Raw genomic sequence first — 15,832 nt, 5'->3', positions numbered from 1 at the left:
CGGGCACCTTCTCCCCGTGAACGGGGAGAAGGTGCCCGAAGGATGAGGATCACACTAGTCTAAGCACTCAGCTCCCCACATAAATTGGTTTCCATCAGCTTTTTCACTTCATCATTTGCCAGATTCTTACTGAACAAATAAAGCAACTTGCAATGTGCGGCCTCAGGAGTCATATCGTGGCCGCTGATTAGGCCTGCTAGTTTTAGCGTATGACCAGTGGCATATTGCCCCATTTCGACCCGCCCTTGCGGGCATTGGCTGCAATTAACAATAACAACGCCTCTTGCACAGGCTTCTTCCAGTAATTTTAAAAAATGCGGATCATTGTTTTGCGCATTGCCGGCACCATAGGTTTCAAGAATTAAACCACGTATGGGCTGTTGCAAAATAAAATCTAGAACCTTAGTGGCAAACCCAGGGAAAAGCCGGAAATTAGCAATAAACTGCGGGCTTATTGTTTGCAGCTGAAAAGCTTGGTTCGGTGCTGCCAGTAAAAGTTCTTTCTGCAATTCAATACTTATCCCGATTTCAGCTAAACGAGGAAAATTAGGTGAGCCAAAGGCATTAAACCGTTGGGCAGAAATTTTTTGTGCTCGATTCCCTCGCAATAATTGCTGATTGAAATAGATGCACACCTCATTGATCGGTTGATGTGCACAGAGCCATAAAGAAGTAATTACATTATCCACCGCATCATTACGCACCTCAGATAAGGGGATTTGCGAGCCCGTCACAATGACCGGTTTTGCCAGATTTTCTAGCATGAAAGACAGGGCTGATGCCGTATAGGCCATCGTATCTGTACCATGGAAAACAACAAAGCCATCAAAATTTTGATATTCATTAGCAATATCATTAGCAATGCGATTCCATTCGTTGACTGTCATATTGGAGGAATCCAATAGGGGCTGATATTCATTGATTTGATAATCGGGCATTTCTGCATGATTCAAGGCGGGTATTTGTGCCAAAGCCGATTGCACATAACCCAAAGCGGGTTCATAACCATGATCTGTTTTAACTGAACTGATCGTTCCACCAGTATTGATAATTAAAATACGCTTTCTCATTGTCATCTTTTTAGAGTGCCTTGGGCTGATTATGGGGTATTTTAACCCCTATTTTTCTTGGATAAATACCATAATTAATGAGGAAGTATAGATTTATTTGCCAAGCTCTTGTAGTTTGTGGAAAAATCAATGCATTAACGGTTTACTCTAAGCAGTGACAAGATGGTTATTGATCGCGCCGGATACCGGTTGAATGTTGGTATAATTTTGGCCAACTCCTCGGGTCGAGTTTTTTGGGGGAGACGAAACGGCCACGATGCCTGGCAATTTCCGCAGGGTGGACTGGCTGCAGGGGAAACATCCCTAGAGGCAATGTTTCGAGAATTACGTGAAGAAGTAGGGTTGGACAGGGAAGATGTCGAGGTGCTAGGTTCTACCAAACGCTGGCTTAAATATCGGTTACCCAAACAATATCTGCGTCACGGGAGCTCTCCTTTAGTCATTGGCCAAAAACAGAAATGGTATTTGCTGAGACTCGTCTCTTCTGAGCAGAAGCTACGGCTGGATTTAAGTGACTCTCCAGAATTTGATAGTTGGCGCTGGATTGATTACCACGAACCACAAGAGCAGGTCATTTTTTTTAAAAGACAGGTTTATGCTCAGGCAATGAAAGAATTGGAACATTTGTTAAAAAAACGCCGCACCCCCTTTGGTGCACGACGTAGGCGAGGTAATCAAAGTCGATAAATGCTAAAAATATTAAAACGAATAGTACAGGATGTAACCACAGCAACCCATTTGACCGAGGCATTAACTATTTTAGTGCAGCGAGTACGCAAAGCCGTTGATGCTGAAGCTGTCTCTGTTTTTCTCATTGATAACAAGCACGCCGAATACGTTTTGATAGCGACTGATGGTTTAAATAAATTATCCGAATCTAGAGTACGTGTAGGTATGGACAACGGCCTGATTGGTTTGGTTGGCCGCCGCGAAGAACCTATCAATATAGAAAATGCCCCCGCACATCCGGATTTTTATCAACACTCCTTGCTTGGCGAAGAACATTTACGCGCCTTTCTTGGGGTACCGGTTATCCAGCACCGCAAACTTTTTGGTGTCTTAACTGTACAACGCTCAGAACAGCGTTGTTTTGATGATGCAGAAGAAGCTTTTCTAATTACCCTAGCAGCCCAACTAGGTGGAATTATTGCCCATGCCGAAGCAACTGGCGAGTTAGCCCAGCTTACTCAACCTAAACCGGCTGGAACTAATAAAAGCGAAGCTATAACACCTACAGCCTTGACCGGCGTTGGCTCTGTTCCCGGTATTGGAATTGGTACTGCCGTTATTATTTATCCACCAGCAGACATCGATGCTGTTCCGCGCCATACAGTAGATGGCGTTGAAGAAGAAATAGCTACCTTTTATGAGGCCTTACAAGCTGCCCGAGAAGATATGCAGCGCTTATCCAGGCGGATGAAGTCAACGGTGGCCGAAGATGAGCATGCTTTGTTCGATGTTTATGTGCGAATCCTTGATAAGGATAGTTTAGGAGCGGAAGTTGAGCATGTGATCCGTGAGGAGCAAATCAGCGCTCAGGCAGCCTTATCGACAGTGATCAAGAAGCATATCCAGCAATTTGAAAGCATGGAAGACGATTATCTGCGAGAGCGAGCCAGTGATTTTCGAGATTTGGGCAGAAGAGTCCTTGCCGAACTACAGCGCTCACAACGTGAAGAAATTGCTTATCCACGACGAACAATCTTGATTGGCGAAGAAATTACCGCCTCAGCCCTTGCGGAAGTTCCCGAAGGGCAATTAGCGGGTGTAGTCTCTGCGAAGGGCGCTAATAATTCACATGTAGCCATTTTAGCTCGGGCGCTAGGCGTCCCAACAGTTATGGGCGTTCGCGGGCTGAAGGTAGAACATATATCGCGGCGGGCAATTGTCGTCGATGGCTTTTATGGCCATGTTTATGTCTCGCCTAACAGAATAGTGCTTAGCGAATTCAAAAAGCTCGCCCAGGAAGAGCAGGAGTTGAATCAAAGCCTGGTTAGCCTGCGTGATAAACCCGCAGAAACACTGGATAATTATCGCGTCTCCTTACAGGTTAATACGGGACTTGCTCTTGATGCCGGTTTATCAATGAGTGTTGGAGCAGAGGGCGTAGGACTTTATCGCTCGGAAGTCCCCTTCATGAGCCGTGATCGCTTCCCTTCAGAAGATGAGCAACACATTATTTATCGCCAGATTCTCAAGGCCTTTGCCCCAAGATTAGTCACCATGCGAACACTAGACATCGGTGGCGACAAAATTCTGCCCTATTTTCCCGTTATTGAAGATAATCCCTATTTGGGCTGGCGCGGGATTCGCGTCACGCTTGACCATCCCGATGTATTCTTGATGCAAGTACGCGCGATGATGCGTGCCAGCGAAGAACTAGACAATTTACGCATTATGCTGCCGATGGTGACCAATCTTAGTGAAGTTGAAGAAGCCACCTACTTAGTTGAACAAGCCTTTGAAGAATTGCTTGAAGAAGGCTGTCTAATTGAAAAACCCAAACTAGGTGTCATGGTTGAAGTGCCCGCCGCAGTCTATCTCGCTCGTGAGCTAGCAAAGCGCGTTGATTTTCTTTCCGTTGGCTCTAATGATTTAACCCAATATTTACTCGCTGTCGACCGCAATAATGCCCGAGTCGCCGGCCTATATGATTCCTTTCACCCAGCCATGTTACGCACACTGATGAAAGTAGTTGAAGGCGGGCATGCAGCAGGCGTCGAAGTAAGTATCTGTGGTGAAATGGCAAGCGATCCACTTGCGGTTATTCTCCTGCTTGCGATGGGCTTTGATACCCTGAGTATGAACTCGGCAAGTTTACCAAGAATAAAATGGGTCATCAGAAACATTTCTCTAGCCCACGCCCGCAGGGTGCTCGCTGAGGTGTTAGAGCTTGAACATCCTGCTGAAATTAGGATGCATTTACAGCGTACGCTGGAAGCTGAAGGCTTGGGTGGTTTAATAAGAGCAGGTAAATAGTATGTTGCCTTTTGTAGTTATAAATGGCCTTGCCTATGCCTTAGCGGGTGTTTTTGCTGGACTATCGGCAGGGCTCTTAGGTGTTGGAGGCGGTATTGTTGTTGTACCCACGCTGATGTTCCTTTTTCAATATAATCATGATGTTGCGCAAAATTTAATTATGCCTGTGGCCATAGGCACCTCACTGGCCGTCATGATCTTTACCGCATATGCCTCCGTTCGTGCTCACCAAAAGCAAAAAGGGGTTCAGTGGGAAATCTATAAGCGTTTGGCAGTTGGCATTATTTTGGGCACAATCACGGGCGCCTTTATCGTTAAAAAATTACCCACCAACGAGATTAAAATTATATTTGCCCTATTCTTACTCTCTATTGCAGTAAAAATGTTGCTATCCATCATCAAAAAAGCCACAACAACAGGTCATGGCTTTCCAAAGGCCTGGCTCAATCATTTAACGAGTTATGTTATTGGCTGCCTGTCTGGTTTATTGGGAATAGGTGGTGGAGCTATGGTAGTCCCCTATCTCAACCATTGCGGGCTTGATATAAGAGAGATAATACCTGTTTCAGCAATAGTCACTGTGACCGTGGCTATAATAGGCACACTATCCTATATTATTGTCGGGTTTTATACTCCAGATTTACCTGCTTACAGCAGCGGCTTTGTTTATTGGCCAGCGGTATTCTGTATTGCGCTAACCTCTGTCTTTTTTGCCCCTATAGGCGCAAGATTAGCTTATATTTTGCCCACTAACTTATTAAAATGCTGTTTTATTTTATTGTTGCTAGCTATTTCTGTTAAATTTTTAATGGATGTGTGGCTGTAATTTTTGTATAAAGGCTCCCCTCTCCACTGCGTGGGGCGTGGGGGACACTGCCGTTAAGTTAAGGAAGGTTTTGTCATTCCCGCGAAGGCGGGAAACTATTTCTAGCTAAACACAGTGCCAATGTAGAGATGGTTTCTCGCCTTCGCGGGAATGACAAATGCTCTTAACTTAATGGCAGTGAGCGCGGTGGAGAGAGAACAAAAAACATTTTTTACATAGCGTTCTAAGTGCCATTGGACTGAAAAGCCCAGCCTTAGACATTATCTGTAAAAGCCCATATGCGCCTCTTTAGCAGTGGGATTAAATAAGATTTTTTAAGGTATCTACATGCTAATATTTCCGCAAATTAACCCTGTAGCCTTTTCACTCGGCCCAATCAAAGTCCATTGGTATGGCCTAATGTATCTTCTAGGCTTTGCTGGTGCCTGGGCTTTAGCGCATTGGCGTGCTAAACATTACAAGCTGGATTGGACCTCAGAACAGATTAGCGATTTGATCTTCTATGGCGCCCTAGGTGTCATTATAGGCGGCCGTTTGGGTTATATGCTGTTTTACAATACCTATCAGTTTTTTACCCAACCTTGGATCATTTTCAAGTTATGGGAAGGAGGGATGTCCTTTCATGGTGGCCTGCTCGGTGTTGCTCTTGCGATGTGGCTCTATGCTCGTAAATTTAAGAAACCCTTTATGCAAGTCACAGACTTTCTCGCCCCCCTTGTTCCCCTAGGGCTTGGCGCGGGAAGAATTGGTAATTTTATTAATGGCGAATTATGGGGACGAATTACTGATGCGCCCTGGGGAATGGTGTTTCCGAACTCCGATGGCCAACCTCGTCATCCTTCACAACTCTATGAGTTTGGCTTGGAGGGTATTGCTCTATTTATTTTTCTCTGGTGGTACGCCTCGAAGCCACGGCCAGTTGGCAATGTATCGGCAATGTTTTTGATCGGTTATTCTATCTGCCGATTGATTGCTGAATGCTTCCGTGAGCCTGATGTTCAGCTTGGTTTTATAGCCTTTAATTGGCTAACAATGGGGCAATTATTATCCATTCCTATGTTATTAATAGGCCTATGGTGGTTAAAGTGGAGTAAACGATGAAAACCTATTTACAGTTACTCGAACATATTCTCGAACAGGGTGTGGAAAAAACAGACCGAACTGGAACAGGCACGCTGTCTGTTTTCGCATACCAAATGCGTTTTAACCTAGGCGAAGGTTTCCCCTTAGTAACCACTAAGAAACTGCATACCCGCAGTATTATTCATGAGTTACTATGGTTTTTACGTGGGGATACCAACATTAAATATCTCAATGATAATCGCGTAACTATCTGGGATGAATGGGCTGATGCCGAGGGCAATTTAGGTCCAGTTTATGGCCGTCAATGGCGTTCCTGGCCAACTGCCGATGGACGAACAATCGATCAATTATCGGATGTTATTAGCCAAATAAAGACCAATCCTGATTCACGCCGATTATTGGTAAGTGCCTGGAATGTCGGTGAACTGGATAAGATGGCCTTGATGCCCTGTCACGCACTCTTCCAATTCTATGTCGCGGATAATCGCCTGTCATGCCAGTTGTATCAACGCTCTGCGGATGTCTTTTTAGGTGTTCCCTTCAATATTGCCTCCTATGCCTTGCTCACCCATATGGTCGCGCAACAATGCAATCTTGGAGTCGGTGATTTTGTGTGGACAGGTGGGGACTGCCACTTATATTTAAATCATCTGGAACAGGCCAGAACACAACTGGAGCGCAGCCCTCTTCCCTTGCCGAAGTTAGTTATAAAACAGAAGCCCACTTCACTTTTTGGCTATCAATACGAGGATTTTGAATTTACTAATTATCAATCGCATCCAGCAATTAAAGCGCCTATTGCGGTTTGATTCGTTATCCAAAGAACTCCAGCCCCTTTGGGGCAAATATCGATAAAGACCCCGTCATCCCGAACATAGTGAGGGATCTCCGGGACTAGCACTCTGCCACATTCGGGAGATGTCTCTCTACGTTCGACATGACGTACGTCTTTAGGGCTCTCAAGATGGCGGGCTATGTTAGGGTGACGGGCTGCGTTAGGGTTTTGAAATTAGGATTTATCCCTTCTAAAGAACGAATACCCCTAACTAGCAAAAACTGGGCTGAATAATAAAGAGAGATGACCAGGCCATTGATTGCCTTACTATAAGGAAAAACAAATTGGTTCAAGGAGAAGATAAAGTCAGAAAATAAAAATAAGAGCGCACCGCTAGCTATTAGACCTTGTTTTTCTTTGACCTGTAAGGCAGCAAATATCATTAGACTGATAATAGCCCCATAGACCATAACCAGTATCTTCATCTCGTGCAAAGAAGGTTCTTCATAATAAAAACTTAGAGCTATAAAAAACGCAATGGGAAGGAAAACGATAACCCGTAGGCGCCTATACTGGCTATGCAATAGAAATAAGCGAATATAGCTACAATGAACACAGATGAACAATAGAATACCTATCGGCAAAGCAAAATACCATCCCGTCGTTAGCACAGCATCACCCAACACCGAGAAAAACAGGGCTAGGACTAGCAAGGTCCTTGTTTGGCTTTTTGCTATTGTTTGGCAGGTTAATAGAATTAACAAAAGAATAGGGATAATTTTAAACAAGGCATTCACAGGAAATTGGGTGAACGGCATAAGCAGAAGATAAATTACCATGCTTAGGATGATCATTATTGTTAATCGTCTGGGCTGTAGTCCATACATATTTACCTATCCTGAAACGAGTACTCTTTATAATAAATAACGCCCCCTTGCCCCTACATTCCGTCATCCTGAGCGCAGCGAAGGATCTCCTGAATGAGGCACCGTGCTAATCCCGGAGATCCTTCGCTGCGCTCAGGATGACGGACTATATATTCAGAACGAATTAGAGAGTTTCTATTTTTTATCTCGTACAAAGCCCTAGTATACACATCTTGCTAATTAGGTAACCATGTGCCTATAAAATTTTAGAGAAACATCATTCGCAACTATGGCAACATCGCGCTATAATCGCTCTATTTTGCATCTTTATAAGGTCAATTGATGAATGCTTCGTTGTATGAGATAGCCAAGTTAGTGCAGGGTACGGTTGTAGGTGACGGAAAAGTAACAGTTTCTTCGCTTTCACCGATTGAAAATATTGTTGCTGACGCTCTGGTATTTGCTGACGGAAATGACAAATTACAACTGGCAGAAAAATCACAGGCAGCAGCTATCCTGGTTAGCAACTCAACATCTAGCGAAGTAAAACCCGTTATTCAAGTTGCTCATCCTTTTAAGGCCTTTATTCAACTGCTAAATCATTTCTATCCAGGCAAAAAACAAGCTATAGGCATTCATCCTACAGCAGTGATTGCTGAGGATGTTAGTCTAGGGAACAATGTTTCCATTGGCGCCTATGTGGTGATCGAATCAGGTACCGTTATCGGCGATCATTCTGTGCTGAAAAGTCATGTCAGTATTGGTGCTAATGTTAAGATTGGCGCAGATACCACACTGCATCCTCATGTAACGGTTTATGATCAATGCCATATTGGTTCCAGAGTCGCAATTCATGCATCGACCGTCATTGGTTCAGATGGTTTTGGTTATACCTTTGTTGATAACCAGCATTTAAAAGTTCCGCATATCGGTCACGTCATCATTGAAGATGATGTCGAAATTGGTGCAAATACCGTTGTTGACCGAGCGACCTTAGGCGCAACTATTGTTGGCGCAGGAACAAAAATTGATAATCTCGTACAAGTTGCTCATTCCGTGAAATTAGGCAAACACAATATTCTTTGTGCCTTCACCGGGATTGCGGGCAGCACAACCAGTGGCAACCATGTTATTTTTGCAGCCAATGTCGGGGTTAGCGATCATGTTCGCATTGATGACGGCGTTATCTTAGCAGCCCGTGCCGGTGTACCACCGAAAAAGCACCTCAAGCATGGCAACGTTTATCTCGGCAATCCAGCGCGCCCCAAAGACAAGGCAATTGAGCAGGAATTATCTGTCACTCGTATTCCTTTAATGCGCAAAAATTTAAAGAACCTAAGCGAGAAAGTAGACGCTCTTAGCGAACGACTAGCGCAATACGAGGCCGAAGAATAATGGCCTCTCCACTTGTTCTGATTGACGGCTCCTCTTATTTTTTTCGTGCTTTTCACGCACTCCCTCCCTTAACAAACTCCAAAGGACAGCCAACAGGGGCTGTCTATGGCGTAGCCAATATGGTTAAACGCCTGATCAAAGACTACCAACCAGAACAGATCGCGGTAATTTTTGATGCGAAGGGCAAGACCTTTAGAGATGAATGGTACCCAGAATATAAGGCCAACCGCCCGCCTATGCCCCAGGAGTTAAGCTCTCAATTTAAGCCCCTGCTTGAAGTACTCGAAGCAATGGGTTTGCCACTGCTCATCGTCGAAAATGTCGAAGCGGACGATGTCATTGGCACCCTGGCAAGGATGGCTACAGAGCAGAAACAAGAGGTTATTATCTCTACAGGCGATAAGGATATGGCGCAGCTGGTGAATGAGCATGTTTCCCTCATTAACACCATGAGCAATCAAACATTGGATATCGCCGGAGTAAAGGAAAAATTTGGTGTCAGCCCAGAGCAAATTATCGATTATCTGACGCTGATCGGTGATACCGTTGATAATGTTCCTGGAGTTACAAAATGCGGCCCTAAAACAGCGGTCAAATGGTTAGGACAATATGGCACTCTTGATAATCTCATCGCTGATTCCGCCGCAATAGGCGGTAAAATTGGCGAATATCTACGTAACAGCCTGCCGCAACTCCCCCTATCCAAAAGGCTGGTGACCATCAAAACCGATGTTGAATTGCACCTTGGAATAGCCGATCTCAGGCCCAGGCCAGCGAATCAAGAGCGTTTAATTGAATTGACGCGCGAACTGGAATTTAAAAACTGGCTAAAAGAATTATTAGGCCAGGAGAGCAATGGCAAAGAAACCGTAACTGAATCAGCTCCTCCTAAAGAAGCCAGCTATGAAATAATTAACAGCCAGCAGCAATTAGATAGCTGGTTGCAAGACTTGCAAACTTGTTCACTCTTTTGTATCGATACAGAAACAACGAGCCTTGATGTCATGGAAGCCGAAATTGTTGGTATTTCCCTGGCTATTGAAGAGGATAAGCCAGTCTATATCCCGCTTACTCACAAAGACGGTAGCGAGCAACTCCCGTCTGACTTAGTTTTCAAAGCGCTAAAACCGATTCTTGAAAACCCCAAGATAGGTAAAATTGGCCAAAATTTGAAATATGATTTCAATGTATTTAAGAATCATGGCATCACTATGCAGGGGATCACCTTTGATACCATGCTTGAGTCCTATGTTTTAAATTCCAATGCAAATCGTCACGATATGGATTCCCTGTCGTTGAAATACCTTGGTCATAAAACGATCAGCTACGAAGATGTCGCCGGTAAGGGTGCCAAGCAACTGCGCTTTGATGAAATTCCGCTATGCAAAGCAGCGCCCTATGCAGCAGAGGATGCAGATATTACGCTGAAATTACATCATAAGCTTTATCCAATGCTTGATGAGAAGTTGCGAAGCGTGCTGAATACTATTGAAGTACCACTGCTCACTGTGCTTGCCGATATGGAATATCAAGGCGTACTCATTGATGAGCAAACCTTAGTAAAACAAGGTACTCGCCTCAAGGAGCGCATGGAGGTTTTAGGGGAAGAAGCGGTGCAATTAGCAGGCAAACCCTTCAATCTCAATTCACCGAAACAACTGCAGGAAATCTTATTCGAAGAGCAAAAATTACCAGTACTCACCAAGACACCGACAGGTCAGCCCTCAACCGCAGAATCCGTTTTGCAAGAACTTGCCTTTGACTACCGTTTGCCAGCTGTAATTCTCGAATATCGCAGCCTAAGTAAATTGGTATCAACCTATATTGATGCCTTACCCAAACGAATCAATGCTAAAACTCATCGGGTGCATACCTCCTATAATCAGGCGGTTGCCGCAACTGGCCGTTTATCTTCGAGCGATCCGAATTTACAGAATATTCCAGTACGCAGCGAAGAAGGGCGCATGATTCGTAAAGCCTTTATCGCACCTGCCAATCACCTGATTTTAGCGGCAGACTATTCACAAATAGAGCTGCGCATCATGGCGCATCTATCTCAGGATGAAAATTTACTGAAAGCCTTCGCCAAGGGTTGGGATATTCATAGTGCAACCGCCAGTGAAATCTTCCAGGTCGATATTGATAAAGTCGATAGCGAACACCGTCGCCGCGCCAAAGCGGTGAATTTCGGCCTAATCTATGGCATGTCAGCCTTTGGCCTAGCCAAACAGTTGGGTATCGAACGACAGGATGCGCAATATTATATGGACCGCTATTTCCAGCGCTATCCCGGAGTTCTTGACTACATGGAACGCACCCGTACCCAGGCTCATAAGCAGGGCTATGTTGAAACCATCTTTGGCCGCCGCCTCTATCTTGCTGAAATCAATGCCCAAAACATGATGCGTCAAAAAGCCGCAGAACGCGCTGCAATTAACGCCCCCATGCAGGGAACCGCAGCCGATATTATTAAAAAAGCAATGCTGGCCGTCGCCCAATGGCAGACAACTCAGGAAAAACAGCTAGTTAAAATGATCATGCAGGTACATGACGAACTGGTGTTTGAGGTACATGAGACTGCTGTAGAGCTGGCCAAACAAAGTATTCGTGAAATCATGGAGCATGCTGTGGAATTGTCCGTGCCTTTGCTGATTTCGCTTGGTGTTGGCAAGGATTGGGACGAAGCGCATTAAGCTAATCTTGCAAAGCACAGCTATTGGTATCATGCTTATCATTTTTGAATAGAGGGAAAAGTCATGCGATTTACAATTGCAATTTTTAGCGCAATGCTGTGTATACCTGCGGCCTTCGCGACAGCAACAATTAGCAATCCAGCAGAAGCATTACATCTTGATTGGCTTGATAACAAAGCCTCCCCCACTGAAGATTTCTTCGCCTATGCCAATGGCAGCTGGCAAAAACAGAACCCTATCCCGCCGGAATATGCGACCTGGGGAAGTTTTAATATCCTTAACGAGAAAGTTCAGACCCAGCTCCATCAAATGCTCATCGCCGCATCCGAGGATAAAAAAGCAGCGCCTGGTAGTACGGAACAAAAGGTAGGGGACTTTTATTTCTCAGGTATGGATGAGGCGCTTATCAATAAAGTAGGTATTGAGCCCTTGAGACCTGAGTTAGCGCGTATAGAAGCGATTAAAAATCTGGCTGACCTACAAACTGTTATCACCCATTTGCAGCTAATTGGCGTTGATGCGCTCTTTGGTTTTGGCTCCATGCAGGATTTCAAGAATAGCCAAGAGATGATAGGGGCAGCAATGCAAGGCGGTCTTGGTTTGCCCGATCGTGATTATTATCTGAAAGATGATAAAAAATTTCAAAAAATACGTGCGACCTATGTCGAGCACATGGCTAAAATGTTTGAATTGCTAGGGGATAGTCCAGATAAAGCAGCGATGGAAGCCGCGACCGTAATGAAGATTGAAACCACCCTGGCTAAAGAGTCAATGTCACAAACTGAACAACGCGATCCGCATGCAATTTATCACATGATGGATTTACAGCAGCTTCAGCAAACCACACCCAATTTTTCATGGGCCAAATATCTCACTGGCCTTGGCCAGCCTGAAATTAAACACATCAACCTGGCCATGCCAGGTTTCTTTAAAGCCTTAAATGAGCAGCTGCAATCTGTTCCCCTTGATGATTGGAAAACCTATTTGCGCTGGCACCTGATTGATGCCTACGCGCCTTATTTATCACAGCCCTTTGTTGATCAAAATTTCAAGATGACCTCTGCTCTGACAGGTACAGAGAAATTATTACCTCGTTGGAAGCGAGTGATAAATACTGAGAATGGGGCCCTAGGCTTCGCTATTGGAAAACTTTATGTGGAAAAATATTTTCCCCCATCATCAAAGCAAGCTGCACTAGAAATTTTGAATAATATTCGTAAAGCCTTACAGAATGATTTAAAAACACTGAGCTGGATGACCCCAGAAACCCGGCAAGCCGCTCTGAAAAAATTAGCCCTGATGGAAGAGCGAGTCGGCTACCCCAACAAATGGTGGGATTATTCAACCTTAAAGGTTGATCGTGGCCCCTATGTTTTAAATGTCATTCGTGCCAATGAGTTTTTAAATAAACGCGATCTCAATAAAATTGGCAAACCGGTTGATCGTAGTGAATGGGCAATGCCACCGCAGACAATCAATGCTTATTATGATCCCTCAATGAATAACCTCAATATTCCCGCCGGTATTCTACAGCCGCCCTTCTTTGACCCCAATGCACCAGCAGCAGTCAATTATGGCTCGATAGGTTTTGTGATGGGGCATGAAATGACCCATGGTTTTGATGATCAGGGCGCCCAATTTGATGGCCACGGCAATTTAAAAAACTGGTGGACAGAAGCAGATCTGAAAAAATTTCAAGCTGCGACCAATTGTATCGTCGAGCAATTTTCAAAATATAAGGTTGATGGTGATCTCCCTGTGCAGGGCAAGTTAGTTGTTGGTGAAGCAACTGCTGATTTAGGCGGGTTAACTCTGGCCTACCATGCCTTCCGTAATTCCCAATATTATAAAGATGCACCTACTATCAACTCTGTCACACCTGAACAACAATTCTTTTTGGGTACAGCACATGTCTGGGCATCTAATATCCGCCCACAGCAAGCTCGTAATTTAGTCACGACTGATCCACATCCACCAATGATCTACCGAGTTAACGGGACTCTTGCGAATATGCCGCAGTTTCAAGCCGCTTTCGCAGCACCGGCTAACAGTCTGATGGTAAATATGAATCGCTGTGTAATTTGGTAACCCGTCATTGCGAACGGTCTTTATTGCGCGAACGCTGTTGCTTAGGCCGAGCGATACCGTAGCCTGGATGCAGCAAAGCGGAATGTAATAGGTCACCCTCATACCGAATTCCCGCGGCTTGACCGTGGGATCTATGGGCTCAGGGTGAACACCAGATCCCGCGGTCAAGCCGCGGGAATTCAATACTGGGGTGAGGCAGACCTTTACCAGAGACTTAAATTTAATGACAGTGGCTGGTCAAGATCTAGAGAAGCATCGGAAATCATATCTTGTAATTGATCTCTTAATTTAACAATTTCTTGAAAACGACTACTGTGACTTGCTTTTTTCCCTTCAATCCAATCATTAATTTTTCCAAGCAATTCGCTATGACTTAACTCCCGTTGATCATGTTTAACAAAAGCATCTCCTAATATTTTGGTTGCTTCAGTTTTAACGAATGAGGAATTCATAATACGGTTCCACTGCTTCAGAAAATAGCTATCCTCATGAAATTGGTCTAAGGTTATTCGATGCAAATCACTCGCTGAGTATTTATGATCTAACAAACAGCCGAATACGTGCTCCCTTAGCGCCTCTACTTGATAGGAACGCTTACTATCCGGTTTATAAGCTAACCAATTATTAGCAGTACGATATAATGTCATAAGAGAGTTCGCATCGTATATATCGGTCTGACGAATTATTACGGCCAAATGCTGAGTAAAGCCAGAGGCAATTATTGGTGAATTACGTTCCTGTCTTTCCCACCACTCTGCTAAATTCTCCGCCCTAAAATCCCATTCCATCCCTTTTTTTAGAAGCGCACTTGGATGTAATTTATCAAGATGTTGATAAGCCTCTTTTTTGCTGAGACCAAAAAAGCTTTGTAGCTTATTAACTTGTGGGTAGGGATAAACGGACTTCCCATAATCCCTCGTATAAGTCCTTCCCGCTTCCCTGGTTTTCCGATCCAACGCCTCTGTTGACACCAATCCTTTAAGAGACAAATATTTTGCTATTTGCATGTGTAGATGCTCTGCACCAACAGGCATATTGGCTAGCAATTGATGATGACTTTCTCGAGGAATAACAATAAGGTCACGATTAGTTTTGTTTGATAATTTTGGAACAACTTGTGAAAAGGCTGCACGATGTACAAACCGTCCAAGCTGTGTTGCTATACGAGTAGGAATGTTAGAATCATCCATATAAAGTTGGCCAGTATAAGCCCCAAGAATAACACTCACGTTTTCCAAATTATCAAGCTTAGAGCAATCAGCGATACTATTCGCATTGGCGCCTGGGACCTGAAAAATATTTCCTGGAACAGGTTGATCTGCAACGATATCGATAGGTATCGAAGGCGCAATCTCTTTTAGTACTTTTGCCACTTCAAAACAAGTAACAGCTCCACGGCTATAACCACAGAGAGTGATCCCTGTTATCGATTTAGCCACATCACCTGCGTTGACGTTTGCTCGACTGATTCCCATCGCGAGATTGTGTAGATCGTGAGTTGTTAACCTTAGGTTTTCCCCCTCAGCGCTGAATACACCTTGAGCAAAGCGTTGGGCAAAGTTCTTTAAGTCTGGAAAAATTGCAGCATCGCAAACCTCTTCTTTATCACATCCTTCAACAAATAGGGTTTTTACTTGCTCAGAGTGAACATAATCATAGCCATCAAGAAATCCCGAACCATTGTCGCCAGTTCCACAAAAATTAATAACTAAATGCATAATAATCCCCTTGATAAATAATTTTAAGATAAAGGTTTAGAGGATTAATAATGGGCACAAAATACACTCTAAACTTCGGCTGTATTTTATAAGCCCACTATGAGGGCAAAATTAATTCTGAATGACTTTTGGTTATGCTTGATTCCATATGGGAATAGTCTTAAGGAAAAGATGGGCAGCTATGTTACCGAAAGTACCATTCATATTGTGCGTGAAAGAAATACGTAATTATTCGAAGCATGAATTAAGCACCGAAGAGACTACATCGCACGTGAGCTATTACGAGAATTTCTAGTGGATAGATGTAGATAGAATGTAGCCTGGATGTAGCGGAGCGAA

11 protein-coding genes are annotated in these 15,832 nt (G+C 44.2%); 8 read left to right on the top strand and 3 right to left on the bottom strand.

The genetic code is table 11. The features are described from left to right. Nucleotides 1–59 precede the first annotated feature (59 nt). Entirely contained in the window at nt 60–1,070 is a 1,011-nt protein-coding gene (ansA, locus tag BN1094_RS02855) for an asparaginase (RefSeq protein WP_043872879.1), read from the bottom strand. A gap of 162 nt (nt 1,071–1,232) precedes the next feature. Between ansA and BN1094_RS02850 the strand changes: the two genes are divergently transcribed. From BN1094_RS02850 to thyA, 5 genes are all read left to right on the top strand, one after another. Further along, nucleotides 1,233–1,757, top strand: coding sequence for an RNA pyrophosphohydrolase (locus BN1094_RS02850; RefSeq protein WP_043872878.1), 525 nt, complete (start codon nt 1,233–1,235; stop codon nt 1,755–1,757). Next, complete coding sequence (gene ptsP / locus BN1094_RS02845; protein ID WP_043872877.1) at nt 1,758–4,049, top strand: phosphoenolpyruvate--protein phosphotransferase; 2,292 nt, start codon at nt 1,758–1,760, stop codon at nt 4,047–4,049. It abuts the gene before it with no gap. Nucleotide 4,050: 1 nt separating this feature from the next. After that, nucleotides 4,051–4,875 (top strand): sulfite exporter TauE/SafE family protein, encoded by an 825-nt coding sequence (locus BN1094_RS02840; RefSeq protein WP_043872876.1) that lies wholly within the window; start codon nt 4,051–4,053, stop codon nt 4,873–4,875. Between the two features lie 327 nt (nt 4,876–5,202). Beyond that, the gene (gene lgt / locus BN1094_RS02835; RefSeq protein ID WP_043872875.1) at nt 5,203–5,976 is read left to right on the top strand and encodes a prolipoprotein diacylglyceryl transferase; all 774 of its coding nucleotides are present in this window, start codon (nt 5,203–5,205) and stop codon (nt 5,974–5,976) included. Beyond that, on the top strand, nt 5,973–6,767 hold the full coding sequence (gene thyA, locus BN1094_RS02830; protein ID WP_043872874.1) for a thymidylate synthase: 795 nt from the start codon (nt 5,973–5,975) through the stop codon (nt 6,765–6,767). Before lgt ends, thyA begins: the two co-directional genes overlap by 4 nt. 163 nt (nt 6,768–6,930) lie before the next feature. Here thyA and BN1094_RS02825 read toward each other — a convergent pair whose 3' ends face one another. Beyond that, nucleotides 6,931–7,620, bottom strand: coding sequence for a lysoplasmalogenase (locus BN1094_RS02825; protein ID WP_043872873.1), 690 nt, complete (start codon nt 7,618–7,620; stop codon nt 6,931–6,933). A 321-nt stretch (nt 7,621–7,941) separates the two neighbouring features. Here BN1094_RS02825 and lpxD point away from each other — a divergent pair, with 321 nt between their 5' ends. From lpxD to BN1094_RS02810, 3 genes are all read left to right on the top strand, one after another. Beyond that, nucleotides 7,942–8,994: a UDP-3-O-(3-hydroxymyristoyl)glucosamine N-acyltransferase gene (gene lpxD / locus BN1094_RS02820; protein WP_043872872.1), complete on the top strand. Its 1,053-nt coding sequence runs from the start codon at nt 7,942–7,944 to the stop codon at nt 8,992–8,994. Beyond that, the gene (gene polA / locus BN1094_RS02815) at nt 8,994–11,687 is read left to right on the top strand and encodes a DNA polymerase I (protein ID WP_043872871.1); all 2,694 of its coding nucleotides are present in this window, start codon (nt 8,994–8,996) and stop codon (nt 11,685–11,687) included. The genes lpxD and polA overlap by 1 nt, the downstream gene beginning before the upstream one ends. 93 nt (nt 11,688–11,780) lie before the next feature. After that, nucleotides 11,781–13,775, top strand: coding sequence for a M13 family metallopeptidase (locus BN1094_RS02810; RefSeq protein WP_245614216.1), 1,995 nt, complete (start codon nt 11,781–11,783; stop codon nt 13,773–13,775). A gap of 203 nt (nt 13,776–13,978) precedes the next feature. Here the strand turns inward: BN1094_RS02810 and BN1094_RS02805 are convergent, their stop codons facing one another. After that, nucleotides 13,979–15,493: a hypothetical protein gene (locus tag BN1094_RS02805; protein WP_043872869.1), complete on the bottom strand. Its 1,515-nt coding sequence runs from the start codon at nt 15,491–15,493 to the stop codon at nt 13,979–13,981. Nucleotides 15,494–15,832: the final 339 nt, after the last annotated feature.

Source organism: Legionella massiliensis, assembly GCF_000756815.1.
Lineage (GTDB): Bacteria > Pseudomonadota > Gammaproteobacteria > Legionellales > Legionellaceae > Tatlockia > Tatlockia massiliensis.
The sequence above is the reverse complement of the archived record's forward strand: the minus strand, read 5'-3'. Positions and strand labels throughout refer to the sequence as shown.